This window comes from Mycobacterium sp. NPDC050041, from assembly GCF_049541695.1.
Lineage (GTDB): Bacteria > Actinomycetota > Actinomycetes > Mycobacteriales > Mycobacteriaceae > Mycobacterium.
Genome location: NZ_JBMVDG010000006.1, coordinates 112,662 through 137,264, shown reverse-complemented (window position 1 = coordinate 137,264; position 24,603 = coordinate 112,662). Strand labels below are relative to the sequence as shown.

Here is a 24,603-nt window from a genome sequence, read left to right as displayed (position 1 = left end):
GCCATCGCTTATCGCCGCCGTTACGCGACACTCACCGCGCCGAAACCCGCCGTCGCTATGAAAGGTCGATGACGGACAGCGCTCTGCAGAACGACGACGCCGGCGCCGCAGCGCCGCGCAAGCCCTGGTACTCCTCGCTGTTCATCCAGCTGATGATCGCGATCGTGGCGGGAATCCTGGTCGGCTGGCTGTGGCCGGCGTTCGGCGCCGACCTCAAACCGGTCGCCGACGCGTTCATCAAGCTGATCAAGATGCTGATCGCCCCGATCATCTTCTGCACCGTGGTGATCGGCATCGCCCACGTCGGCGACCTGAAGTCGGTGGGACGCATCGGCGTCAAGGCGCTCGTCTACTTCGAGGTCGTCACCACCTTCGCGCTGCTGTTCGGTCTGGTGATAGGCAACCTCGTCAAACCCGGTGCCGGCTTCGACATCGACGCCGACACCCTGGCCACCGGCGCCGACGCGGTCGCGGCCAAGACCAATGACGGCGAACTGCCGCACACCGTGGAATTCCTGCTCGACATCATCCCGGCCTCGGTGGTGTCGGCGTTCGCCGAGAACCACCTGCTGCAGGTGCTGTTCTTCGCGGTGCTGTTCGGGCTGGCGCTGGCCAAGTTCGGCGAGCACGGCCCGCCTGTCGTGTTCGAGATGATCGAGCACCTGTCGACCATCTTCTTCACGATCATCGGCTGGATCATGCGGCTCGCGCCGGTCGCCGCATTCGGCGCGATGGCCTACATCATCGGCCAGTACGGCATCTCGTCACTGGGCAGCTACGCCAAGCTGATCGCCGCGTGCTATCTCGGCGCCGCGCTGTTCATCGGCATCCTCGCGACGATCTCGTGGTTCCTCGCCGGGGTCAACCTGTGGCGCTTCGTCACCTACATCAAGGACGAGCTGTTCCTCGCGCTGGGCACCGCGTCCACCGAGGTGGTGCTGCCCCGCATCATGGACAAGCTGATCTTCGCCGGATGTTCGCGTACCACAACGGGTCTCGTGGTCCCGACGGGATACTCGTTCAATCTCGACGGCGCCACGCTGTATCTGTCCATCTGCGTGCTGTTCCTGGCGCAGGCGCTCGGGGTCGACCTCAGCATCGGCGAACAGGTGATGGCGGTGCTGGTGTTGATGCTGACGTCCAAGGGCATGGCGGGTGTACCGGGTTCGTCGTTCCTGGCGCTGTCGGCCACCGTCGCCGCGATCGGCCACGGCGCCATCCCGGTGGCCGCCGTGGCGCTGCTGCTCGGCGCCGACCGGATCATGGACTCGATGCGGGTGTCGGTCAACCTGCTCGGCAACTGTGTCGCCACGCTGGTGGTGGCGCGCTGGGAGGGACAGCTCGACAGCGAGCGGATGCGCAGCGTCCTGCGCGGCGAGGACGTCGACGCGGTGGCGGCACAGCCGGAGCCGGTGATCAGCTCCCGGTGACCCCGCGCCGGGCGATGTCGAGCACCTCGTCGGTGGTGGGCGGACTCTGCGGATGGTGCGACAGGCACCACGGGGCGCGGATCTTGTGGAACGCGTTGCCCTCCAGCGCGACATAGAAGTTGCCCGCCCGCAGCTTGCTGATGTCGGGCACCTCACCGCCCTTGGCGCGGGCCATCTCCCGGGCCACCGCGATCTGCGCAGGCGCGTTCAGCAGGCCGTAGAACTGCGTCGCGGAGTTGCCGGGGATGTTGAGGTGCAGTCCCTTCGGCGCCTGGGTGGCGAACACCAGTCCCAGCCCGTACTTGCGGGCCTGCGACACCAGCGCCAGCGTGCTGCGGGTACAGGCGGTGTGCCGGTCCGACGGCGCGAAATTCTGGGCCTCGTCCATCACCAGCAGTCCGCCCAGCGGCCGGTCGGCGGCGGGATGGCGCTTGATCCAGGAGAACAACGCCATCTGCAGCTGATTGACGAAGCCTTCGCGCTGCTGCTCGCTGGTCAGACCGATCATGCTGATCACCGACACCCGCGCCCGGTGTCCCGCAGACGGGGTGAGCAGCCGGCCGGGATCGACGGGCGTGCCCCGCCCACCGAACAGCGGGTCGTTGACCATCGCGGCGTGCAGGTTCTCGGCCAGCTCGGCGGCCAGTCTGGGTCCCTTGGCCAGTTCGGTGACGCCATGGGGCAGGTCACCGAGCATGGCGATGAACCCCGGCAGTGTCGCGTCGGGTTCGCGACGGGCGTAGTGCCGCAACGCTTCCTTGAGCACCGCGCGGGACAGGTTGGCCTTGGCGGTCCTGCCCGCGGTGAGTGCCCGCACCTCGAGCGCGGCCACGGCGGATTCCACCGCGTCGTCGAACTCCTCGTCGTCGTCGAGGACGCCCGCGAAGTCCGGAAACGGCTGGAAGGACAGCGGTCTGCCGGAGTTCTTGCGTGGCGTCCAGATCACCACCTCGGTGCCGTCGAGGTACTGCGCCGCGCGGGCGTCGTCAGCGGCGTTCCAGCCCGGAGGCGGCGTCGGCCATGCCTCGCCGAGGCGGGACAGGTCGTTGTTGACGTCCAGGACGATCGACGAGACCCCGCGCAGCGCGCACTCCTCGATCAGCCGCCGGATCATCACCGTCTTGCCGGACCCCGACCCGGCGAAGATGGCGGTGTGTTTGCGCAGCGCCAGCAGATTCACCGTCAGCGGCGCGCCTGCGGCGTCCACTCCGAGCGGCACGTCGCCGACCGATTCCTCGACCGCGGCGTAGGTCGGCACTGCGGGCTCGGTGCTCGGCGTAGGATGTTGCGCCGCAACGGGTTCGGGCACCGGCGGTGGCGGATCGCCGGTGAGGTCTCCGAACGCCTCGCGGAAGACCGTGATCCCGTGCGCGGGCCGTCGCAGGCGCAGCCATTCCGGCAGATCGGGATCGTTGTCGTCGAACAGGTCGCGCAGTGCGGCGAGGGTACGCAGGTCCTCTCGGCCGATCGGGACGGTGCGCGCCCCCGCCGCCTCCACCTCGGCGATCAGGGCAGCCGTCTTGGCGCCGCCGGGCCACCGCGGATTGCGCAGCAGCAGGAGTTTCCGCCGGTCCGGGTCCGAGCTGATTCCCGTTGCGTCCCATGCTTTGCGGATCCGGTTCTGCACGGCGACGGCGTTGCCGTGGGCGATGGCGCGGAACGCCCAGTGCCGCTCGTCGTCGGTCGCGTCGTCCAGGCTCTGCCGCAACCGACCGTGCAGCACGACATGCCGTCCCGGCGGCGGGTCGAGCCGGAAGGCCTGACCGGCGTCGCCGCGCTCGGTGATCCAGGCCTCGAGGCCGGCCGCGAGCAGGCTCGGCATCGTCGTGTCCTCGCCGTCGGGGTCCAGCGCCGCCTCCACCACCGCCCCGCCGCGGTATTCGGCGAATCGGCGGTCCAGCTCGTGGGTGTTCGCGGCGTGCCGTTCGGCGCCCGTGGCCGCGGACGCGGGCTCGGGTGTCTCGTCGTTGAGGTGGGCGAGTTCGGTCAGCGAGCCGCTTTGCAGGCAGGCGCGCACGTGCGCGTCGGCCCGCTGCAGCAGCCGGCGCGGCGTGTACTGCGGAGCGTCGTCGAAGGCGGACGGCAGGATCGGCCAACTCGGATAGGGCGGGTCGAAGCGTGACACGGCGTATCCGGCCGCGAAGCGGCGCTCGAGGATCGAGCGGCCGATCGCCGCGCTCGGCACGCGTTCCAGCACATGGGTTTCGCGGAAGCGGTCGGGCACCGAGGCGGTGGCCCGTTCGCGGATCAGCTCCCACACGCTCGGCAGGCATGCCACCACCGGGACCGTGCGCCGCATCGCCTCCTTGATGGACATCAAGCCGTGCGCGACGTGTTCGAGATTCCGGTTGTCGGAGACGCTGCCCGGCGCATCGGTGCTGCCCGCCGACTGGGCGAGCAGCGTGTCGATCTGGTCGATGCCGATGACGGCCGGTCCCGCGAGCGCGACGAGACGCGCGATGTCGCGCACCGTCTCCTGCGGTGTCTTGCCCGGCCGGCGCAGACCCCAGGCCGCCCGGTCATCTCCGCCGGAGTCGTCGGTCGACGTCAGATACGCCTCACCCATGTCCTGCAGCGACGGATCGGTGGCGCCCAGCAGGATCAGCGCCCGCAGCGCATGACGGCACTGCCGCACGGTGTCGCCGTGGGCCTTCGTGCACGCGACGACGAATTCGTCGAGCATCTCCGGATCGAGATCCTCACCGCGCACGACGTCCCGCCGGGTGGCACGACCGATCTTCGCGGGCGTGGACAGGTGCCACAGCAGGTCCTTGAGCTGGGTCTCCTCGACGGCTCCCGGCCTGCCCAGGCTCTCAAGGATGCCGCCGCGCGCGGATTGCCAGAAGGTGGTGGCGTCGAGCAGTTCCACCATGAAGAAGAAGCCGCCTTCGGCCTGCACCCGCTCGCGGACCTGACCCAGCAGGTGGGTCTTGCCCGATCCGGCGCGTCCCCGGATGACGACACCCAGCGGCGCGGCGTCGGGGTATCGCCTGACCTCATGGAAGGCGGTCATCACGTCCGCCAGTGCGTCCTCGTGCAGACCGCCGATGTGGGTGCTCTGCGAATGCCAGATGTCGTCCAGGCTCATCACGGAGTTGAGCCGCAGCGCGCCGAGCGCCTCCCGGTGCTGTGTCTGCATCAGGACTCGATCGCGATCAGATGGTTGTCCGCGTTGCCGATGCGCAGCGCCGCGGCCCGGTCATCCTCGGTCAGCGCCTTGCGGTTCTCCTCGGGTATGAGGCTCACTCCGGGCTGCCGTTCCAGCCGCAGCAGTGCGGCGTCGAGCTCGTCGCGCGGCACCTCGGTCAGGTGTTCGCGCAGCGCCGCGAGTCCCACCCAGCCGCCGGGACGGCGCGACAGCTGCCGATAGCTCCGGCGGACGCGGGTGTCGACGTCCTCGTCCAGGGCCGGCCCGAACGCCTCGGCCAGCGAGAGCCCGGTCCGGTCGAGGTGCCGGTCGAGCGCCTTCATCAGCGTGTACAGCGCCCGGCCCTGTCCGGAGGGCCGGGCCGGGGCGGTGGCTCCGAACAGCGATCGGCATGTCGCCCAGCCGTCGTCGGTGAGCTCGAGCACCATCGGCCGCCCGGAGGTCACCTCGATCAGGCCACGCCGCTGCAGCCGGTTCCTACTCGACTGGTCGAGCGCCGGGCCGAGGTTCTTGAGCTCCGGGTTGGGCACCGGCCGGCATTCGGCCATCAGCACCAGGAGCACCGCCTGTTCGGTTCCGGTCAGCTCGTCGGGGGCCACGGTCACGTCCGCTCGCCTTTCTGCCGTCGGTCTCGCGCGGGTACCGGCGACAGCGCGAAACGGTCCACGCCCCACCCGGATACCCCTCCACGGTGTCGCCTTCATTCTTGTCACACCCGTGGCGCGATGGCGAAGTGGAGACTACGGCGCCCCCGCGGGCACGTCGGTGTACTGCGGCGCGAATCCCTCGTCGGAGAAGCTGAATCCGCGGCCGCTGCGTTCGCTCAGACACGAGATCCCGGTGGCCTCCTGCACGTTGCACCGGAAACCTCCGACGGCGAGTATCCGGTTGAAGGGCAGCACGTTCGCCGGACCCGGGTCCAGCCCGAACTCGGGCTGCTCCTGCGCGACGAACCGGGCGTCGCCCTCGCGCTCGACCATGACGGCCGTGGGTGCGGTCGGCTCGCCGGTGGAGTCGGGCACCGTCTCGGGGGCGCCGGTGATGCTCAGCGTCCCCGTGGCGGCCTGGCAGCCGGCCCGCTCCCGGGCCACGACGGCGCACTGCCAGCGTCCCGACGGGGTGGTGAAGAAGTAGCGGGTCCGGCCGTCCACCGGCGCGCCGTAGTAGAAGGCGTTGACCAGGTGCGCGTTGCTGGGCGGCGGGCCGGCCGGCGGTGGCGGTGCCGCGGCGGCTGACGGCGCGGCGGATTCTTCGGTGTTGACGACGGTGTCGGCAGTGCAGCCCGCGAGGGCGAGCGCCGCGGAGGCCGTCGCGATCAGAGTTGTGGCACGCATGTCAGTGCTTCAGCGTGCCGGAACCTCATTCCGGCGGTACGCCGGGGTGCGGTTGGACAGCAGCTCCCGCAGCGTGCGCGCGTTGCGGACGGCGTGGCCGCCCAGGTCGTTGTTGAAATAGACGACCACGCGCCTGCCCTCGTCCGCCCAGCCGGCGATCAGGTCGGCCCACTGCCGCAGCGCGTCGTCGGAGTAGGCCGCCGCGTAGAGCGGACCGTCGTCAGGGCCGTGCAGCCGCACGTACACCCGGTCGCTCGTCGCCCGTGCCACGCACGGCATGCCGGGCCCGCTCATCACGACGTAGGCGGTCCGGTGGCGTTCCAGTAGCGCGAACACCGCGTCATCGTTCCAGGACGGGTGACGAAGCTCCATCGCGACCGGGATGCGGTCGGGCATCAGCGTCAGGAAGTGGTCGAGCCGGTCGTCGTCGCGCGCGAGGGCGGGGTGCAGCTGGACCAGGAGTGCCTCGCTCTTGTCGCCGAGCGCGGTCCAGCAGCGCTCGAACCGCTCGATCCACGGTTCCGGGGACGCCAGCCTGCGGTAGTGGGTCAGCCCGCGGTGGGCCTTGACGGTCATGGTGAAGCCGTCGGGGAGGCGTTGCCGCCAGCCCTCGAACGTGGCGTCGCGCGGCCACCGGTAGAAGCTGGCGTTCAGTTCGACGGTGTCGAACTCGGCGACGTAGTGCGCGAGCCGCTTGGCGACCGGCAGCTTCGGTGGGTAGAGCACGTCGGTCCAGTGGTCGTAGGACCAGCCGGAGGTGCCGATGCGGATCATCTACCCGGCGATCTCGTCGCGCAGCGTGTCGTCGAGGGACACCCGCACCAGTGCGGCGGCCAGCGCGGCGTTGCGGCCGGGCGCGAGTTCCCCGAGGCGCTCGGTGGGCAGGCCGAGTGCCTTCGCGGCGCGGCGAGCCCGGTCGTCGAAGTGGGGCCGCACCCAGGTCCAGGTGTCCTGCACCTCGCGCAGGAAGATGTCGGCGCCGGTGTCGCCGATGCCCTTGAACTCCTTGAGCAGCTTCTTCGCCGCCGCCACGTCGTGGCCGGCCGATTCGGCGAGGGCGCGGAGGTCACCCGAGTAGCCGTCGCGCACCGCGGTCGCCATGTCGGTGAGCCGGGTGGCCGAGCTCTCGTCGTAGCGCGCGTAACCCGCCCTGCCGAACGCGTCGATCATCTTCTGCCGCTTGGCCTCCAGCACCGCGTCCGGCGTGCGGATGCCCGCGGTGAACAGTTCGTGTCCGGCCCGCATGGCGATGGTGGCGTCGATCGGCTTGCTGGCCAGCATGCACAGCGTCAGCAGCTGGAACAGCGGCATCGGGGTGTTCTTCAGGTGGACACCGGCCTCTTCGGCGTACGTGGTGCCCGCGCAGTCCAGCAGTCGCCGGACCAGCTGATCGGCCTTCGCTCCCATCACGTCCGGCTTACCCGTGGGCCGTGCCGGGAAACGTCCTCACTTGGCTGGCAGGCTCGCGGCGTAGCCCGCGCCGCGACGCACCCACGACTGGAGCTGGCGCATGGTCTTCACGCCGTCGTCGGCGACCCGCAGCCAGCCCCTGGTCTCGCGGCCGGCCATCACCATCGGCGAGACGTGGTCGCGCCGCAGCAGCCGCTCGGTCTCCTCCGGCGGGACGCGGACCATCAGGCCGCCTCTGCCGCTGGCCGCTACGGCCATGTTGCCGTTGATCAGGAATGCCAGGCCGCCGAACATCCGCTTCTCGTCGACGCCCGGCTCGGCGGCGAGCAGCTCCCGGATGCGGTCGGCCAGTTCGGTGTCGTAGGCCACGCCATGACGGTAACGCGGTTCGTCAGCGTGAGTCGGCGGGCGACCACTCCAGTCGGGGTCCGAGGTGCTCGGCGAGGTCGCCGATGATCTGGGCGTAGTCCTCGGGCCGGAAGGTGAAGGGCAGCGCGAACGCCACCTCGTCGGCGCGCTGGAAGCCGGCGTGCGCGTACAGCCGGTCGGCGAGTTCGTCGGAGGGGCCGACGAGGTCGGGGGAGAACAGCATGCCTCGCGGTCCCTGCGGTGTCCTGGTCCGTTCGAGGCGGCTTGCGGCGTACTCCCGGTAACTCCGCACCTGCCCGTCGGTGGCGGAGTCGGTCGGGATGACGACCAGACCCTGTGAGACACGGGCCCGTTCGGGACGGGGGTGGTGTGCCCGGTAGGCGTCGATCTGCTGGCCCTGGATGGTGGCGAAGTCAACGCAGGACGTGCCCCCGGAGATGTCCTGCGTGCTCACCACGGAGCTCGTGAGGTAGTTGAGCCCCTGCTCGGCCGCCCAGATCGCCGATGTCAGCCCGCCGCCGTACCAGAGCCGGTCGGCCAGGCCGGGGGAGTGCGGCTGCACGTGGTCGGTGAACTGTTCGATGCCGACGGTGCCGGCGAAGTCGCTGACCGGTTCACCGCGCAGCGCCCGCAGCAGCCGAAGCACCCGCTCCTTCGAGAAGTCCTGCAGGTCGTGCGATTCCGGGTACAGCGCGGCTTTGTAGTGGTCGTACTGCATCGGTGTGCCGATCGACACACCCGGGTTGATGCGGCCACCCGACAGCAGGTCGACGGTGGCGAGGTCCTCGGCGAGCCGGAACGGGTTCTCCAGCCCCAGCGGGATCACCGCCGTACCCAATTCGATGCGGCGGGTGCGCTGGCTCGCGGCCGCCATGATCGCCACGGGTGACGAGATCCCGGGCTGCAGGTGCCTGCAGCGCAGCCACACACTGTCGAACCCGAGCGCCTCGGCCCGCTCGATCACCTCGAGGGTCTCCTCGATGCCGGGGCGCGGGTCGGCGGCGTCGAACCGGCCGATGGTCAGGAAGCCGAGCTTGCGCAGCGGCTCTCCGCGTCGTGGCATGTGCGCCTCACCCCTCTCTGCGCGAGCAGACGCAAATGTCCCCGACACGCCGGTCATTGGGGAGCATTTGCGTCTGCTCGCGGTATTCGGTTGTCAGGCCGCGACGGTCGCCGTCTCGGCCGCCGGCTCCAGCGCCTGCGCGACGATGTCGGCCACGTCGGTCATCGGCTTCACCTCGAGCACCGCCAGGACTTCAGAAGGGACGTCGTCCAGGTCGGGCTCGTTGCGCTGCGGGATGAACACCGTCGACAGCCCGGCGCGCTGGGCGGCCAGCAGCTTCTGCTTGACACCGCCGATCGGCAGCACCCGGCCGTTCAGCGTGACCTCACCGGTCATGCCGACGTCGGCGCGCACCTGACGGCCGGTGGCCATCGACACCAGTGCGGTCACCATCGTCACACCCGCTGACGGTCCGTCCTTGGGAACGGCGCCGGCCGGGACGTGCACGTGGATCTTGCGGTCCAGCGCCTTCGGGTCGACACCCAACTGCTCGGCGTGCGCCCGCACGTAGGACAAGGCGATCTGCGCGGACTCCTTCATCACGTCGCCGAGCTGACCGGTCAGGACCAAGCTGGACTCACCGGCGCCGTTCTCCGTGGCGCCGGCCTCGATGAAGAGCACGTCGCCGCCGAGCCCCGTGACGGCCAGCCCGGTCGCCACACCGGGCACCGCCGTGCGTTCGGCCGACTCCGGCGTGAACCGCGGACGGCCCAGGTACTCGACCAGGCCCGGCTCGTCGACCACGATCGGCGCCGGGTCGGCGTCGAGCTTGGTCGTCACCTTGCGCAGCGCCTTGGCCAGCAGCCGCTCGAACTGCCGCACCCCGGGCTCGCGGGTGTAGTCGGCGGCGATCTTGCGCAGCGCGGCGTCGGTGACCGTCACCTCGGCATCGGTCAGCGCCGCCCGGTCCCGCTGCCGGGGCAGCAGGTAGTCGCGAGCGATGGCGACCTTGTCGTCCTCGGTGTAGCCGTCGATCTGCACCAGTTCCATGCGGTCCAGCAGTGCCTGCGGGATGTTCTCGATGACGTTGGCCGTCGCCAGGAACACCACGTCGGACAGGTCGAGATCGAGGTCCAGGTAGTGGTCGCGGAACGTGTGGTTCTGCGCGGGATCCAGCACCTCGAGCAACGCCGCACTCGGGTCGCCCCGGTAGTCCGAGCCCACCTTGTCGATCTCGTCGAGCAGCACGACGGGATTCATCGACCCCGCCTCGCCGATGGCCCGCACGATGCGGCCCGGCAGCGCGCCGACGTAGGTGCGCCGATGACCGCGGATCTCGGCCTCGTCGCGCACACCGCCCAGGGCGACGCGGACGAACTTGCGACCCAGCGCCCGCGCGACGGACTCACCCAGCGACGTCTTGCCGACACCGGGAGGGCCCGCCAGCACCATCACCGCACCCGAGCCGCGACCGCCGACGACCTGCAGACCACGCTGCGCCCGACGGGCACGCACCGCGAGGTACTCGACGATGCGGTCCTTGACGTCGTCCAGCCCGTGGTGGTCGGCGTCGAGTATCTCCCGCGCCGACTTCAGGTCGGTCGAGTCCTCGGTGCTGACGTTCCAGGGCAGCTCCAGCACGGTGTCCAGCCAGGTCCGGATCCAGCCGCCCTCGGGGCTCTGGTCGCTGGAGCGCTCCAGCTTGCCGACCTCGCGCAGCGCCGCCTCCCGCACCTTCTCGGGCAGGTCTGCGGCCTCGACGCGGGCCCGGTAGTCGTCGGAACCCTCCGGCTCGCCCTCACCGAGTTCCTTGCGGATCGCGTTGAGCTGCTGGCGCAGCAGGAACTCCTTCTGCTGCTTGTCCATCCCGGACCGGACGTCCTCGGCGATCTTGTCGTTGACTTCGACCTCGGCCAGGTGCTCGCCGGTCCAGTCGATCAGCAGCCGGAGGCGACGCGCCACGTCCTCGGTCTCCAGCAATTCGCGGCGCTGGACGTCGGACAGGTACGACGCGTACCCGGCAGTGTCGGCGAGCGCCGACGGGTCGGTGATCTTGTTGACCACGTCGACGATCTGCCACGCCTCCCGGCGCTGCAGCATGGCCAGCAGCAGCTTCTTGTACTCCGCGGCCAGCGCCCTGGTCTCCTCGGAGCTCTCGGGCTCCGGCGCCTCCTGCACGGTGACCCACAATGCGGCGCCCGGCCCGGTGGTGCCGGAACCGATGTGGGCGCGCCGCTCACCGCGCACCACCGCCGCGGCGCCGCCCCCGGGGACGCGCCCGACCTGCACGATCGAGGCGATCACCCCGTAGGTGGGGTAGCGGTCCTCCAGGCGCGGTGCGATAAGCAGCTTGCCGCTCTCGCTGGCCTGTGCCGCGTCGACGGCCGCGCGCGCCGCGTCGTCGAGCTCGACGGGCACCACCATTCCGGGCAGCACGACCGGTTCGCTGACGAACAACACGGGCACTGCGATTGCTTCAGACATCCATCCTCCAAAGTTGAACCTGATGCGCTCAACCCTGTCGGCGGTCGCTTTGTTCCCCGCACCGATCCCGTTCACTCTGCGCGTACGGCGCCGCGATTTCGCCACGACGCCGTGCGGCACACAGACAGGGAGCCTGCCGTGGGGGTGACGGCAGGCTCCCTGGTGTGTGAGTGGATCTAGACGGCACCCTGGGCGCCGAGCACCCGCTGGATGTCGGGCTTCATCTGCTGGAGCTGCTGACCCCAGTAACCCCAGCTGTGCGTGCCGTTCGACGGGAAGTTGAACACGCCGTTCTGCCCGCCTGCTGCGATGTAGTTGTCACGGAACGTGACGTTGGTGCGCAGCGTGAACCCTTCGAGGAACTGCGCGGCCATCAGGTTCCCGCCGTTGGCCCCGGAGTCCAGGTCCGACGGGGTGCCGGTGCCGCAGTAGATCCAGATTCGGGTGTTGTTGGCGACCAGTTGATTGATGTTGATCATCGGGTCGTTGCGCCGCCACGCCGGATCGCTGGACGGCCCCCACATGCTCTCGGCGTTGTAGCCGCCCGCGTCGTTCATCGCCATCCCGATCAGCATCGGCCACCAGCCCTCGGACGGGTTGAGGAAGCCTGACAACGCGCCGGCATAGATGAACTTCTGCGGGTGGTAGATGGAGTAGGTCAGCGCGGTGCTGCCCGCCATCGACAGACCCACAACGGCGTTGCCGTTGGGATCGACACCCTTGTTGGCCTGCAGGTAGGCCGGCAGTTCCTGGGTCAGGAACGTCTCCCACTTGTAGGTGTAGTCCTGCCCGTTGCCCCGCGACGGCTGGTACCAGTCGGTGTAGAAGCTGGACTGGCCGCCCACGGGCATCACCACCGACAGCCCGGACTGGTAGTACCACTCGAACGCCGGGGTGTTGATGTCCCAGCCGTTGAAATCGTCCTGCGCACGCAGGCCGTCGAGCAGGTACACCGCGTGCGGGCCGCCGCCCTGGAACTGGACCTTGATGTTGCGATTCATCGACGGGGAGAACACGTCCAGGTACTCGACCGGGAGACCCGGCCGGGAGAACGCGCCTGCGGTCGCCGAGCCACCTGCGAAGCCGATGAGGCCGGGCAGCATGGCCGCTGATGCGGCAACCACCGCCAGCCTGCGCATCCACATTGCTGTACCGCGAAACCTTCTGACGAACTTCATAACGGCAACCAACCCACCTTTCGTTTTGCATGCCACAAGCAATTGCCGTTGCTGTGCTCGAAAAGTGAAACACGGGCCTCACCAGTCACACTGGTACCAACACCCGGATGCGTTGTCGCGGTTGGCTAACGATTACGCGTCGGGCTCGAGACCTTCGCCGCCGATCGGAACAGGACGCATCCGGCGCAGCTGGGTGACGTGGCGCGGTGTCAGTTCCTGCAGCGACGTGACCCCGAGCAGGCGCATGGTCCGCCCGATCTGGCCGGCCAGGATGTCGACGGCTCGCTGCACCCCGGCCTCGCCACCGGCCATCAGGCCGTACAGGTAGGCCCGGCCGACGAGGGTGAACCGGGCGCCGAGCGCGAACGCCGCGACGATGTCGGCCCCGGACATGATGCCCGTGTCGACCAGGATCTCCGCATCGGCGCCGAGTTCACGCGCCACCACCGGCAGCAGGTGGAACGGCACCGGCGCCCGGTCCAGCTGGCGGCCACCGTGGTTGGACAGCAGCACACCGTCCACCCCGAGGTCGACGACTGCTCTGGCGTCCTCGAGCGTCTGAATCCCCTTGACCACCAACTTGTTCGGCCACTGCTGCTTGATCCAGGCGAGGTCGTCGAAGGTGACGGTCGGGTCGAACATCGAGTCCAGGTACTCCGCGACCGTGCCCGGCCAGCGGTCCAGCGACGCGAACGACAGCGGCTCGGTGGTCAGCAGGTCGAACCACCACCGGGGCCGAGGGATCGCATCGAGGACCGTGCGCAGGGTGAGCGTCGGCGGAATGGACATGCCGTTGCGGGTGTCGCGCAGCCGCGCGCCGGCCACCGGCACGTCCACCGTCACCAGCAGGGTGTCGAAGCCGGCCGCGGCGGCCCGCTCCACCAGGGCCATCGACCGCTCCCGGTCCTTCCACATGTACAGCTGGAACCAGTTGCGGCCGTTCGGATTCGCCGCCTTCACGTCCTCTATCGAGCTGGTGCCCAACGTCGACAGCGAGAACGGAATGCCGGCGCGGGCGGCGACGTGGGCCCCGGCGACCTCGCCCTCGGTGTGCATCAGCCGGGTGAAACCGGTCGGCGCGATGCCGAACGGCAGCGCGGACGACGCACCGAGGATGTCGACGGAGGTGTCGATGGTCTCGACATCGCGCAGGATCGTCGGGTGGAACTCCACGTCGAGGAAGGCCTGCCGGGCGCGGGCCAGCGACAGTTCCTCCTCGGCCGCACCGTCGGTGTAGTCGAAGGCCGCCCGCGGTGTGCGGCGTTTCGCGATCCGCCGCAGGTCGTCGATCGTGAGCGCCCGGTCGAGGCGTCGCTTCGTCGCGTCGAGCTGCGGCTTGCGGAAGCCGATCAGCGGGGCGAGTTCGGCCGGCCGGGGCAGGTGCCGTTTCACCGCGGGCCTACTTCTCCGAGGCGGCCAGCGCGCGCCGCAGGCTCGCCCGCCGCTCCTCGATCGCCCGGCCGATCTCCTGCAGCAGCATCGGCTTTCGAGCCACCAGGTCTTCGATGTGTTCGCGGTCGACCTGAAGCACGGTCACCTCCTCGAGTGCGTACGCGGCGGCGGTCACGGGCTCACGGGTGAGCGTGGTCTGCCCGAGGAACTCACCGGCCTCCAGGGTACGGATGGGAATCGCGCCGCCGTCGTCGTCCGTGGCCACCAGCTGGACCTTGCCGTTGACGATGAACATCATCCGCTTGGGGACCTGGCCGGCGACCTGGAGGTGTTCGTCGGTGCCGAATCGGGTCAGCCGGGCGTGGGCGAGCAGGTCCTCCTGGTCGGACTGGTTGAGCCGCAGGGTCGGCGCGATGATCCGCACCGAACGCTGCATCCGGTCCGGCGTCTCGAACTCGTCCTCGGCCTCGTCGAGGTGCAGCCCCTCGCGCCGGGCCGCGTACCAGACCCAGCGCAGGAAACGCGATCTGGCGGCGAAGTCGTCGGCCGGTGAGCGCAGCGGGATCCCGGTGGTGTACTCCAGGCTGCCCGATCGCACGCTGTTCGGCGTGGCGCCCGGCCGCAGCTGTGGCAGCGCCGCCGCCACCCGGTTGAGCATGGCGCACACGTCGTCGGGCGGGTCGTCGACGGAGAAGATGGTGGTGACCGCCAGCGAGTGGGCCCCCGGCGGCCTGCTGAAGTTGGTGAACGACGCCGCGGCGAGCACCGAGTTCGGGATGACCTGGGTGCCGCCGCCGGTGTCGATGTGGGTGGCGCGCCAGTTCACCTCGATCACCCGGCCCTTGGCCGACGGCGTCTGGATCCAGTCGCCGAGCTGGAAGGGCTGCTCGAACAGCACCAGCAGCCCCGAGATGATCTGGCCCACCGAGTTCTGCAGCGCCAGCCCGAGCACGATGGACGACACGCCCAGCGCGGTGAACAGACCCCCGACGTTGGCGCCCCAGATGTAGGCCAGGATGAGGCCGGCGCCGATGGCGATCAGCGCGAAGCGCGCCACGTCGAGGAAGATCGACGGAATGCGTTTGCGCCACGTGCCTTCCGGCGCGCCCTGGAACACGGTGGCGCTCAGCCCGGACAGCAGCAGCACCAGCACCACGACGCCGAACACCGTGGCGACGATGCGCACCGGCGTCGTCTCGCCGGAGATCTGCATCGCTCCCACCATCAGGACCAGCAGGGCGCCCAGCGGCAGGATGTAGTTGCGCAGCACGTGCACCGGGCCGGCCAGGAAACTGTTGCGGCGGCGCAGGGCGTTGTGGATCTCGGTGAGCAGCACCAGGGCGACCGGGAATCCGATCGCGATGCCGAGCGCCCAGTAGAACCACGTCTCGGCCAGGATGCTGGTCACGGCTGCCGCTCCGTCAGCCGCCAGATCGGCTGTTCCTCGCCGTCGACCGCGACCACGCCCGCGGAGCTGAAGGTCCGGCTGTCGCGCATCGCGTCGTACACCGCGGAGGTGACGTAGATGCCGGCCTGCGGTGACCCGCTCTGCACCCGGTAGGCCAGGTCGACCGCCGACCCCCACATGTCGTAGGCCAGCGTGGCCCGTCCGACCAGCCCGCTGCTGACGGTGCCGGTGTCGATGCCGGCGCGCAGTTCCAGTTCGTGACCGGTCTCGGCGTTGAACCGGTCGATCGTGCGCTGCATCTCGACGGCGAAATCGACGGTGCGCCGGACGTTGTCGAGCCGGGGCACCGAGAGACCGCAGCTGGCCAGGTAGCCGTTGTGCAGCGTGCGCACCTGCTCGACCCCGAGATTCTCCGCAGCGGCGTCGAACTGACGGGTCAGCTTGTTGACGATCATCAGCAGCTCGTCGGAGTTCAGGTCCGACGACAGTTCCTCCAGGCCCACGATGTCGGCGAAGATCACCGTCACGTCCTGGTGGTCCTGGGCGATGGTCTCCTCGCCCTCGCGGTAGCGCTGGACGACGGGTTCGGGCATCAGCGACAACAGCAGCCGGTCGTTCTCCCGGCGCTGCTCGGCCAGCAGTTCCTCCTTGATCGCCAGATTGCGGCTCATGTCGTTGAAGGCCACTGTCAGGTCGCCGAACTCGTCGCGGGTGCGGACGGGCAGCGTGACGTGGTAGTCACCCGAACTGATCTGTTGCGCACCGGATTCGAGGCGGCGGATGGGCCGCACGAACAACCGGGCCAGCAACATCGCCGCCAGGCACACCACGAAGATGATCACGGCGGTGCTCAGCACGAGCGTGCGGGTGAACGCCGACACCGGCGCGAACGCCTCGGAGGTGTCGATCTTGGCGATGATGGACCAGTTCAGCCCCTCCAGGTCCACCGGCGCGTAGGCCTGTAGCGACTTGTGACCGAGGTAGTCGTCCTCGATGACCGTGCCGGTCTGACCGCGCTGGGCCTCACGGGTCGCGTCGCTGGCGACAGGTTGCACCAGCGTGGTGCCGTGCTGGCGCAGCGAATCCTCGGCGATTTCCGGCGGCGTTCCCGCGTCGATGACGTCGGCTCGGAACTGCTCCGGATTCTCGATGAACGTGCGGGAGTTCGACCGCATCAGGTCGTCGGGCCCGACCAGGAAGGTCTCGCCCGTGGTGCCCATGCCTGCGGCCTCCCACTCCCGGTCGGCGGTCATCAGCCGGTTGATCTTCGAGATCGGGAACTGGAGGGCCATCACGCCCGCCACCTGGCCGCCGGAGTTGACCGGGGAGAGCATCCACGCCGTGGGCTCGTCGGCGGGGAGGTAGTTGCTGAAGTCGGTGACGCCGACGTAGTCGAGGGCGTTGGATGCCATCGCCTTCTGGTAGGCGTCGCGCAGTTGACCCTCCCGGTAGGGCCCGGTCAGGATGTTGGTGCCGAGATCGACGCCCTTGTACGCGGTGTAGACCACGTTGCCGCGGGTGTCGAGCAGCAGCGCGTCCTCGAACCCGAAACGGGTGACGATCTCCCGGAAGAAGTCGTTGTAGCGGGCGTTGGCGGCCGACCACGCGCTGCCGTCGCCGGCGTCCTCGAACTGGATCGCCTTGTCGAAGTCGTCGAACGGGGCGGTGTAATAGGCCTGTAGGTATCGCTGGGCGGCCGACGTCGGCAGGATCGCTCGCGCGTCGAGTTCGTCGCCGGTCTGCTCGCGCTTCGCGACGGCGAAGCGGTTGTTGTAGTAGTCGATCACCGACTGCGACTGCGGCGGACTGATCGTCGCGTCCCTGAGTTGGTCGAATCCGGCAGTGAACGCCTCGACGGCCTGGGTCGCGGTGGCGCCGCGGGTGTAGATCACCAGCGAGTTCTTCAGGTCGGTGTACTTCGACTCGAGTTGGCGGGACTGGGAGCCGCGGATCTCGGTGAGCCGGTCGAACACCGACTCCCGCAGCGACGAACGTCCCGACTGGTAGCCGATGAACCCGACCACCGCCACCGACAGCACACTGGTCAGCAGCAGCATCACCAGGAGTTTCGACTGGATGCTGATGCGCGACAACACGCGGCGCCGCAGGCTTCGGCGGGCGGGAGCCGGCACGGTGGGGTGAGAGGAGTCCGGCTCCTCGGAAGTCGTCATCGAGACTAGAAGGCTAGCTGGCCCGACGGCCCGATGCGGGGGCTGTGGGCAAATTGTCGCCGACACAGCGGCCGACATGTGTCACCGTGGCGGACATGACCACCGACGACGCCTTCGATCTGCAGCGCTTCGTGACCGCGCAGGAGCCCGTCTACGACACGGTGCTGGCCGAACTGCGGGCGGGCCGCAAGCGCTCGCATTGGATCTGGTTCGTGTTCCCGCAGCTGCGCGGACTGGGCCGCAGTGCCACCGCCGACCGGTTTGGCATCGCATCGCTCGCCGAGGCACGGGGCTACCTCGAGCACCCGGTGCTGGGACCGCGGCTGCGGGAATGCACGCACCTGGTCCAGCAGCTCGAGGGACGGTCGGCCGAGGACGTCTTCGGCTTCCCCGACGTGCTCAAGGTGCGCTCGTCGATGACGCTGTTCGCCCGCGCGGCCGACGACGACGCCGACTTCGCCGCCGTGCTGGAGACGTTCTACGGCGGCGAGCAGGACCCGGCGACCGTCGAGCGGTTGGGCTGAGCGCACCCGGGCACCGATCAGCCCGGTGCGATGACCACCCAGCCGTGCGGGGCGACCTCGGTGTGCTCGATCTCCTCCGTCGGCGGGGCCCCGGAACCGGCGATCACCCGGCCGTGGCCGAATCCGAGCTCGGACAACGACACTCGCAGCGGCTCGGCCGGGTCGACGTTGAGCGCCACCAGCAGCCGCTCTCCATCGCGCGCGGTCTGATAGACGTAGTGCGTGTTGGTCAGCGCCAGCGCGGAGGTCGTCGCCTCGTGCAACCACGGGTGGCGCCGGCGCAGCCCGATGAGATGCTGGTGCAGCCGGTAGGAGTCGCCCGCGGCATCATCTGAAAGCGAAGGCGGAGAACCGAATTCGGGACGGATCGCGTCGTCACCGCCGAACCGCTCCTCCTTGACGCCCCGATAGGCCAGTTCGTCGCCGGCGTAGACGCTGGGGGTGCCGCCGATGGTGAACAGCAACACCAGCGCGTGCTCGACGTGGCGCGGGTTCTCCAGCTTGCTGGCGATGCGCGTGACGTCGTGGTTGCCGACGAAGGTCAGCGGGACGAACGACGCGAGGAAGTCGTTGTGGCGTTGCATCGCCCAGTCCAGCTCGTGGAAGTTCCCGTCGTTGAGGCTGCTCCAGACCGCCTTCCAGAGCTCGTACTGCGTCACCGAGTCGAACCCGGCCCCCGCCACCTGGGCGGCGTAGTCGCCGTGGATCACCTCACCGACGAACCACGCGTCGGGGAACGACTCCCGCACCGCGGGCAGCACCTGCGCCCAGAAGTCATCGGGCATCGCGTACGCGGCGTCCAGCCGCCAGCCGTCGGCGCCGCGCGCCAGCCAGTGCCGCATCACGTCGACGGTGTAACCGACCACCTCGGGGTTGCGGTGGTCCAGCGCGATGAGTTCGCCGTGCCCCTCGAAGGTGCCGAACTCGCCGCCGCGCGTGCGGAAGAACGCCCGGGCGCCGGCATCGCCGTCGACAGCCCGCTGGTAGCGATCGAAGTCGGTGCCGACGTGGTTGAACACGCCGTCCAGCAGTACCCGCAGCCCGCGCTGGTGCGCTTCGGTGACGAGGTGGTCGAAGTCGGCGTCGTCACCGAGGCGCGGATCGATGCGGTAATGGTCGGTGGTGTCGTAGCCGTGGGTGCGCGAGGCGAACACCGGGCCCAGCGCCAGGCCGGAGCCGCCGAGTGCGATCGCATGATCCAGCCAGTCCACGATGCGCCGCAGCCGGTGCTCGTCGGGTCCTGGCGCGGGGTCGGCCGGGTGCGCGCCGACGAACCCCAATGGGTAGACCTGCCACCAGATCGCGTGCCGCACCCAGTCCGGCCCGGTCACGCCGGGGTTCCCGCCGGACGGAACTTCGCCTCGTAGAGCGCCCTCATGGTGTCGGCCAGTTGGGGTGCGGGCCCGTCGACGGCGACGGCGGGCGCGACGGTGGTGATCGGCAGCGTGGCCACCGGGGGTGGCGGGGCACCCCATTCGGCGAGCCAGCCGGCCAGCTGGGCCGACGACGTCGCATAGACGATGCGGCCCAGTCCGACCCAGGCGTGACCGGCCGCGCACATCGGGCAGTGCTCGCCGGAGGTGTACACCGTCGCGCGCGCCCGCTCGGCGGGGCTCAGGTGGTCGACGGCCCAGCGGGCGATGGCGAATTCGGGATGGGCGGTGGCGTCGCCGTCCTTGACGCGGTTGTGGTCCTCGAAGCGGATCTCGCCTGCCTCGTCGACGAGCAGTGAGCCGAAGGGTTCGTCGCCGGCGTCGAGCGCGGTGCGGGCGAGTTCGACGCAGCGGTGCAGCCTGCCGAGGTCGTCGTCACTGATCACCACGCGCAGTTTACGCAGCGTGCGCCGCCCCGATGACGGATGGCCGATTGGACGCGCGGAGCTGCGCGAACACCATTACGGTGACCAGATGATCCGGTGCGTGCGGTTGTGGACGGGCGACGACGACACGTCTCGGTTCCAGATCGGGCGGCTGGAGATGCGCCCGGGCCGCAACGACGACCTGGTGTCCGCGGTGATGCCGTCCACCCACGTGACGGTCGAGGAGACCGCGGCCGGCGGCGCGCTGGCCTGGCACACCGCGCCGGTCCGTCAACTGGTGGTGACGCTCGCGGGCAGCCTGGTGTTCTCCACCCGTGACGGCGAGGACTTCACCCTCGGCGCGGGCGACGTGCTGCTCGCCGAGGACACCGCCGGATCCGGGCACAAGTGGCGGCTCGAGGGTTCCGAGCCGTGGCGCAGGCTGTACGTCGTGCTCGCCGACACCACCGAGGTCGCGTTCGTCGCGGACTGACCTGCCGGCCTCAGTGCCCCGCGACGACGTCCGATTCGTCCACGGTCACCGGATCTCTCGCGCCGGGCAGCAGCGTGCACGCCGCGCAGATGGCGCCGAAGAACAGGTACCCGAGTGCCACCTGGGGGCTGGCCGCCCATGCCACCTGGGGGGCGTGGATGAGCCCGACGAAGGACAACACGGCGCCGACCGCCGAGGCTGCCGCCGCGTAGAGGAACTTCTTCTCCAGGATGAACGTCACCATGGTGCCCAGGATCAGGCCGACCAGCACCGCCCCCTCGCCGAGCGTCTTGAGTCCTTCGTAGACCACCCCTGCCCCGTTGAGCGCCTCCATCCCGACCGCGTTCGCACTGGTGCCCGCGGCGTTGAGGGCGTTGTCGATCAGGCCGTGCGCCCACTGCGCGAGGTTGGGCAACAGCGCGGCCACCACGGCCACGGCGTGCAACCGGGGCACCGCCTGGAACGCCTGCGCCCCGATGAGAAGGCCGATGTACAGCAGGATCGGCACGATCGCGGGCACCGGCAGCAGCGCGTCGAGCACGCCGAACAGGCCGATGAAGCAGAACACCCCGATCACCACACCGCTGGCCAGCGAGTAGCCCGCGCGGCCCCCGGCGTCCTTCCAGCCCGGGTGCCCGATGTAGACCGCGGGCGGGAAGGGCGATCCGAACGCCGAGCCGACGACCGCGCCCGCGCCGTCGGCGAGCAGCACGCTGCGCAGGTTGTAGTTGTCGCCCGCCGCCGCGGCGCTCTCCACGTTGCTCATCGCCTCGGTGAAGTTGTAGACACCGAGCGGGATCGCCGTGCCGAGCAGCGGCGCCAGGTCGGTGAGGCCGTTGACCAACAGGTCGAGCCGGAGGTCGGGAACGCCGAGCGCGATGTCGGAGACCGCCTGCCCGACGTCGGGGGCCGACATGTAGCCGCCCGCCCACCCGATGGCGGTGCCGATCAGGAGTGCGACCAGCCCGACCGGGATGTTGCCCGGCAGGCGGACATCGGTGAAGAAGCCGATCAGGATGATCGCCAGGACGGGCAGGCCGATCCACGCGGCCTCCCACATCTGGGCGGCCGGCCGCATGGAGATGAACGTGATGGAGATGCCGGCCAGGGTGCCGAGCATCGCGGCCCGCGGTGTCAGCCTGCGGATGTAGGGCCCGACGAAGGCGCCGATCATCACGATGACGCCGATCAGGAACGCCCAGGCCAGTCCTGCCTGCCACGCCTGCACCGGGTCGTCGGTGTTGAGGTAGACGGGCAGCATCACCACGAAGACGACGATGAACATGTGCGGCACGCTCGGTCCGTACGGCAGCGCCGTGACGTCGGAACGGTTCTCCCGGCGGGCGAGGCGCCGCGCCAGGAAGGTGTAGTACAGGTTGCCGAGGATCAGCGCGACGCCGAGCGCGGGCAGCACGGTGCCGAGCACGTCGCCGGCGGGTACGGCGATGACGCCGATCATCAGGCCGGTCAGGGTGAGCACATTGACCAGGATGTTGAAGCCCAGCCCGAAGAAGGCGTTCAGATCGCCGCGCGTCCACCACGGGTTGGGCGGCGCCGCCTCGGCGGGCGGATCGGCAGGGGTGTGCTCGAGGTCGGTGCTCACGTGGCGATCTCCTGGGCTGCGGGGGTGGACAGAGCGTCGAGGGCGGGGATCACGGCGGCGGTGTCGGCGACCCAGCCGAAGATGCCGCCCTGCGCGGCGACCATCTCCAGTCCGACCCGCTGGAATTCCGGGAAATACGAACCGACGCAGTCGGATACGACGACACACTCGTATCCGCGGTCGTTGGCCTCCCTGGTGGTGGTGTGCACGCACACCTCGGTGGTGACGCCGGTGATCAGCAGCTGGCTGATACCGGCCGACGTCAGCACCTCCTGCAGTGCGGTGGCGTAGAACGCGCCCTTGCCCGGTTTGTCGATCACCGTCTCGCCGGGCAGTGGCGCCAGCTCGTCGACGATGTCGTGGCCGTATTCGCCGCGGATGAGGATGCGGCCGTAGCGGCCCGGGTCGCCGATCCGCTGGGACGGGGCGCCGCGATTGAGTTTGGCCGGCGGGCAGTCCGACAGGTCGGGCCGGTGCCCTTCGCGGGTGTGGATCACCATGACCCCGGCCGAGCGTGCCGCAGCGATGAGGGCGGCCAGCGGAGCGACCACCCGCTGCAGACGGCCGACATCGTTTCCGAGGCTCTCCCCGAATCCGCCCGGCAACAGGAAGTCCCGCTGCATGTCGATGACGATCAGCGCGATCTTCCCGGCCACCGCGGTGAACGGGCCTGGCGCGGCGGCGATCTCGGCTGACTGAATCACACGTGCTCCTCGGTGGTCACAACGGCTCTGGCGTGGGCGGTGACGGCGGCGCGCGGCTCGTCGAGGATCTGCGCGGCGAACTGCAGGACGGTGTCGTCGGTGAGAGTGCCGCCGAGCAGCATCGCGCTGTGCGGCCTGCCGTCGGCGGTGACGCCGAGCGGTACCGCCACGCCGAGCAGGTCGAGCAGGTTGCCGAAGTGCGTGTAGTGGCCGAGCATCGTGTTGGTGTCGATCGGGCGGTCGAGCACCTGCGCCACGGTGAACGTCGTTCCGACCGTGGGCACCACCAGCACGTCGATCCGCTCCCAGACGCGGCCTGCCGTCGCCTTGAGTTCCTGCAGCCGCTGCAGTGCGGAGAACGCGTCGACGGCGGTGTAGGCTTGTCCGCCGCGCAGGATGTCCCGCACCACCGGGTGGATCGATTCGGCTGCGGTGGCGAGGAATTCGCCGAACTCGACCAGCCGCTCCGCCACCCACGGGCCCTGGTAGAGCAGGGCGCCTGCGGCCAGGAACGGCGCGAGCGGGACGTCCACCACGTGGTGACGGCGGGACAGCTGATCACGGAACGCCATGTGCGCGTCGGCCATGGCGGTGTCGCCGAAGAACTCGAGTTCGTCCGCGCCGGGCAGTCCGACGCGGATCTCGGCGCCGGCGTACCGCGGGCCGGGGTCGCGCGACCACGGGTCGTCGTCGTCGCGCGCGGCCATCACCGCGATGACGCGGTCGACGTCGTCGACGCAGCCCGCCATGACGCTCAGGCAGTCGAGCGACCTGCAGGCGGGCACCAGACCCACGGTGCTGATCAGCCCGCGCGACGGCTTGAAGCCCACGACGCCGTTGAGCGCGGCGGGCACCCGCCCGGAGCCCGCGGTGTCGGTGGCGACCGCGAACGGGACCTGGCCCAGCGCCACCGCCCGTGCGGACCCCGAGCTCGATCCGCCGCAGATCATCTCGTCTCCGTAGACGCTGCGCGGCACGGTGTACGGGGTGCGGGTGCCGTTCAGGCCGGTGGCGAACTGGTCCAGGTTGGTCTTGCCGACGTACAGGGCGCCTGCGTCGAGCAGCCGCTGCACGGCGGGTGCGGTCCGGTCCGGGACGTAGGCGTAGTCCGGGCACGACAGCGTGGTCGGCACGCCTGCGACGTCGATGCTGTCCTTGACCCCGAACGGCACGCCGTAGAGCGGCAACGTCCGTGCCCCCGTGCGGGTCTCGATCTCGGCGGCGGCGGCGAGCAACTCCTCGCGCGGCACCGTCGACAACCACGTCCCGTCGTCGCCCTGTGCTGCGATGGCGTCGGCCACCCGCGCGGCGGTCCTGCTGGGGGAACCGGTCCCGCCGGCGTGCGAGGACAGGATCTCGGCCACCGACGGACCGGCAGTCGGGCCGCGCATTTCCACTGGCATAACCGTCGATTGTCGACAGAATGATGGCGGATACGGGTCGCTGGTGTGTCGATCGTGTTAGCGCTCGTCGGGGAGGTCGTCGGGAAGGTCGATGAACCTGAGATGTCCGTGGTCGGCCAGGGCGGCGACGACGACCGCCGGATCGTTGGTCTGCAGCGCGGTCAGGATCGCCCGGTGGCGCGCGATGCCGTCGCCGGCGGTGTGCCGCGCCTCGGTGCGCAGGTTCCGCGCCATCGGCAGCTGCAGCTTGAGCAGGATCGGCGCCATCGTCAGGTCCAGCTGACGGTTCCCGGCCAGCCCCGTCACGGTGGCGTGGAACCGGCGATGGGCGTCGTCACGGGTCAACTCGTCGGCGGCCGACTGCATGTCGTCGAGTGCCGCCCGGACGGGAGCCAGGGCCGACTCGAGGTCCGGCCGGGGCAGTGCGGTGTCGATCGCGTGGCATTCCAGCACATGACGCAGCGCGAACAGGGCCCTGATGTCGGCGGCGGAGCAGTCGACGACCCGGGATCCGCGCCGCGGCATCTGCTCGACGAGACCCTGCTGGGCGAGCAGGCGCAGCGCCTCGCGCAGCGGCGCCCGGCTGATCCCGAACTCCGTGCAGAGCCGCTCCTCGACGAGCTTCTCTCCCGGCCGCAGCGCGCCGCTGAGGATGGCGTCGCGCAGCCGCTCACCCGCGACGTCGACGAGTGTCGGCGGCAGCGCGTGGCGCGACGCGTCGACCCGGGGTGCGGCCATGGCGGTCAATGGT

General features: G+C 69.8%; 21 protein-coding genes. 3 read left to right on the top strand and 18 right to left on the bottom strand.

Going from position 1 to position 24,603, the window contains the following annotated elements; genetic code table 11:
• Positions 1 to 68: 68 nt before the first annotated feature.
• Entirely contained in the window at positions 69 to 1,430 is a 1,362-nt protein-coding gene (gene dctA, locus ACPCHZ_RS19525; RefSeq protein ID WP_423486242.1) for a C4-dicarboxylate transporter DctA, read from the top strand.
• Here dctA and ACPCHZ_RS19520 read toward each other — a convergent pair.
• The 12 genes from ACPCHZ_RS19520 to ACPCHZ_RS19465 form a co-directional block, all read right to left on the bottom strand.
• On the bottom strand, positions 1,417 to 4,569 hold the full coding sequence (locus ACPCHZ_RS19520; protein WP_423486241.1) for a helicase HerA domain-containing protein: 3,153 nt from the start codon (positions 4,567 to 4,569) through the stop codon (positions 1,417 to 1,419). The genes dctA and ACPCHZ_RS19520 overlap by 14 nt on opposite strands.
• On the bottom strand, positions 4,569 to 5,183 hold the full coding sequence (locus tag ACPCHZ_RS19515) for a hypothetical protein (protein WP_423486240.1): 615 nt from the start codon (positions 5,181 to 5,183) through the stop codon (positions 4,569 to 4,571). Before ACPCHZ_RS19515 ends, ACPCHZ_RS19520 begins: the two co-directional genes overlap by 1 nt.
• A 135-nt stretch (positions 5,184 to 5,318) precedes the next feature.
• Positions 5,319 to 5,912, bottom strand: coding sequence for a hypothetical protein (locus ACPCHZ_RS19510; RefSeq protein WP_423486239.1), 594 nt, complete (start codon positions 5,910 to 5,912; stop codon positions 5,319 to 5,321).
• A 9-nt stretch (positions 5,913 to 5,921) separates the two neighbouring features.
• The gene (locus tag ACPCHZ_RS19505) at positions 5,922 to 6,686 is read right to left on the bottom strand and encodes a DUF72 domain-containing protein (RefSeq protein WP_423486238.1); all 765 of its coding nucleotides are present in this window, start codon (positions 6,684 to 6,686) and stop codon (positions 5,922 to 5,924) included.
• Positions 6,687 to 7,319, bottom strand: coding sequence for an endonuclease (locus tag ACPCHZ_RS19500; protein WP_423486237.1), 633 nt, complete (start codon positions 7,317 to 7,319; stop codon positions 6,687 to 6,689). It lies immediately after the preceding gene.
• Positions 7,320 to 7,358: 39 nt separating this feature from the next.
• On the bottom strand, positions 7,359 to 7,691 hold the full coding sequence (locus ACPCHZ_RS19495) for a TfoX/Sxy family protein (protein ID WP_364983735.1): 333 nt from the start codon (positions 7,689 to 7,691) through the stop codon (positions 7,359 to 7,361).
• Between the two features lie 22 nt (positions 7,692 to 7,713).
• Positions 7,714 to 8,754 (bottom strand): LLM class flavin-dependent oxidoreductase, encoded by a 1,041-nt coding sequence (locus tag ACPCHZ_RS19490; RefSeq protein ID WP_423486236.1) that lies wholly within the window; start codon positions 8,752 to 8,754, stop codon positions 7,714 to 7,716.
• Between the two features lie 93 nt (positions 8,755 to 8,847).
• Complete coding sequence (gene lon / locus ACPCHZ_RS19485; RefSeq protein WP_423486235.1) at positions 8,848 to 11,178, bottom strand: endopeptidase La; 2,331 nt, start codon at positions 11,176 to 11,178, stop codon at positions 8,848 to 8,850.
• A 176-nt stretch (positions 11,179 to 11,354) separates the two neighbouring features.
• Positions 11,355 to 12,356, bottom strand: coding sequence for an esterase family protein (locus ACPCHZ_RS19480; protein ID WP_423486234.1), 1,002 nt, complete (start codon positions 12,354 to 12,356; stop codon positions 11,355 to 11,357).
• A gap of 132 nt (positions 12,357 to 12,488) precedes the next feature.
• Positions 12,489 to 13,748 (bottom strand): alpha-hydroxy acid oxidase, encoded by a 1,260-nt coding sequence (locus tag ACPCHZ_RS19475; RefSeq protein WP_423486233.1) that lies wholly within the window; start codon positions 13,746 to 13,748, stop codon positions 12,489 to 12,491.
• Between the two features lie 7 nt (positions 13,749 to 13,755).
• Entirely contained in the window at positions 13,756 to 15,156 is a 1,401-nt protein-coding gene (locus tag ACPCHZ_RS19470; protein ID WP_423486232.1) for a mechanosensitive ion channel domain-containing protein, read from the bottom strand.
• The gene (locus ACPCHZ_RS19465) at positions 15,153 to 17,327 is read right to left on the bottom strand and encodes an adenylate/guanylate cyclase domain-containing protein (protein WP_423486231.1); all 2,175 of its coding nucleotides are present in this window, start codon (positions 17,325 to 17,327) and stop codon (positions 15,153 to 15,155) included. The genes ACPCHZ_RS19470 and ACPCHZ_RS19465 overlap by 4 nt, the downstream gene beginning before the upstream one ends.
• Before the next feature lie 95 nt (positions 17,328 to 17,422).
• Here ACPCHZ_RS19465 and ACPCHZ_RS19460 point away from each other — a divergent pair, with 95 nt between their 5' ends.
• Positions 17,423 to 17,851, top strand: a complete 429-nt coding sequence (locus ACPCHZ_RS19460) for a DUF1810 domain-containing protein (RefSeq protein WP_423486230.1) — start codon at positions 17,423 to 17,425, stop codon at positions 17,849 to 17,851.
• Between the two features lie 17 nt (positions 17,852 to 17,868).
• Here ACPCHZ_RS19460 and ACPCHZ_RS19455 read toward each other — a convergent pair whose 3' ends face one another.
• Both ACPCHZ_RS19455 and ACPCHZ_RS19450 read right to left on the bottom strand, forming a co-directional pair.
• Positions 17,869 to 19,182 carry an alpha-amylase family protein gene (locus ACPCHZ_RS19455; protein WP_423486229.1) on the bottom strand — a complete coding sequence of 438 codons (1,314 nt, stop codon included), beginning with the start codon at positions 19,180 to 19,182 and terminating at the stop codon, positions 17,869 to 17,871.
• Positions 19,179 to 19,673 (bottom strand): nucleoside deaminase, encoded by a 495-nt coding sequence (locus ACPCHZ_RS19450; RefSeq protein WP_423486228.1) that lies wholly within the window; start codon positions 19,671 to 19,673, stop codon positions 19,179 to 19,181. The genes ACPCHZ_RS19455 and ACPCHZ_RS19450 overlap by 4 nt, the downstream gene beginning before the upstream one ends.
• Positions 19,674 to 19,758: 85 nt before the next feature.
• Here ACPCHZ_RS19450 and ACPCHZ_RS19445 point away from each other — a divergent pair, with 85 nt between their 5' ends.
• Entirely contained in the window at positions 19,759 to 20,142 is a 384-nt protein-coding gene (locus ACPCHZ_RS19445) for a cupin domain-containing protein (RefSeq protein WP_423486227.1), read from the top strand.
• 10 nt (positions 20,143 to 20,152) lie between these two features.
• Here ACPCHZ_RS19445 and ACPCHZ_RS19440 read toward each other — a convergent pair whose 3' ends face one another.
• The 4 genes from ACPCHZ_RS19440 to ACPCHZ_RS19425 are packed head-to-tail and all read right to left on the bottom strand — an operon-like array spanning position 20,153 to position 24,590.
• Complete coding sequence (locus tag ACPCHZ_RS19440; RefSeq protein ID WP_423486226.1) at positions 20,153 to 21,745, bottom strand: regulator; 1,593 nt, start codon at positions 21,743 to 21,745, stop codon at positions 20,153 to 20,155.
• Complete coding sequence (locus ACPCHZ_RS19435; RefSeq protein WP_423486225.1) at positions 21,742 to 22,449, bottom strand: cysteine hydrolase family protein; 708 nt, start codon at positions 22,447 to 22,449, stop codon at positions 21,742 to 21,744. The genes ACPCHZ_RS19440 and ACPCHZ_RS19435 overlap by 4 nt, the downstream gene beginning before the upstream one ends.
• Positions 22,446 to 23,852, bottom strand: coding sequence for an allophanate hydrolase (locus ACPCHZ_RS19430; RefSeq protein ID WP_423486224.1), 1,407 nt, complete (start codon positions 23,850 to 23,852; stop codon positions 22,446 to 22,448). The genes ACPCHZ_RS19435 and ACPCHZ_RS19430 overlap by 4 nt, the downstream gene beginning before the upstream one ends.
• Before the next feature lie 57 nt (positions 23,853 to 23,909).
• Positions 23,910 to 24,590, bottom strand: a complete 681-nt coding sequence (locus ACPCHZ_RS19425; RefSeq protein WP_423486223.1) for a GntR family transcriptional regulator — start codon at positions 24,588 to 24,590, stop codon at positions 23,910 to 23,912.
• Positions 24,591 to 24,603 lie beyond the last annotated feature (13 nt).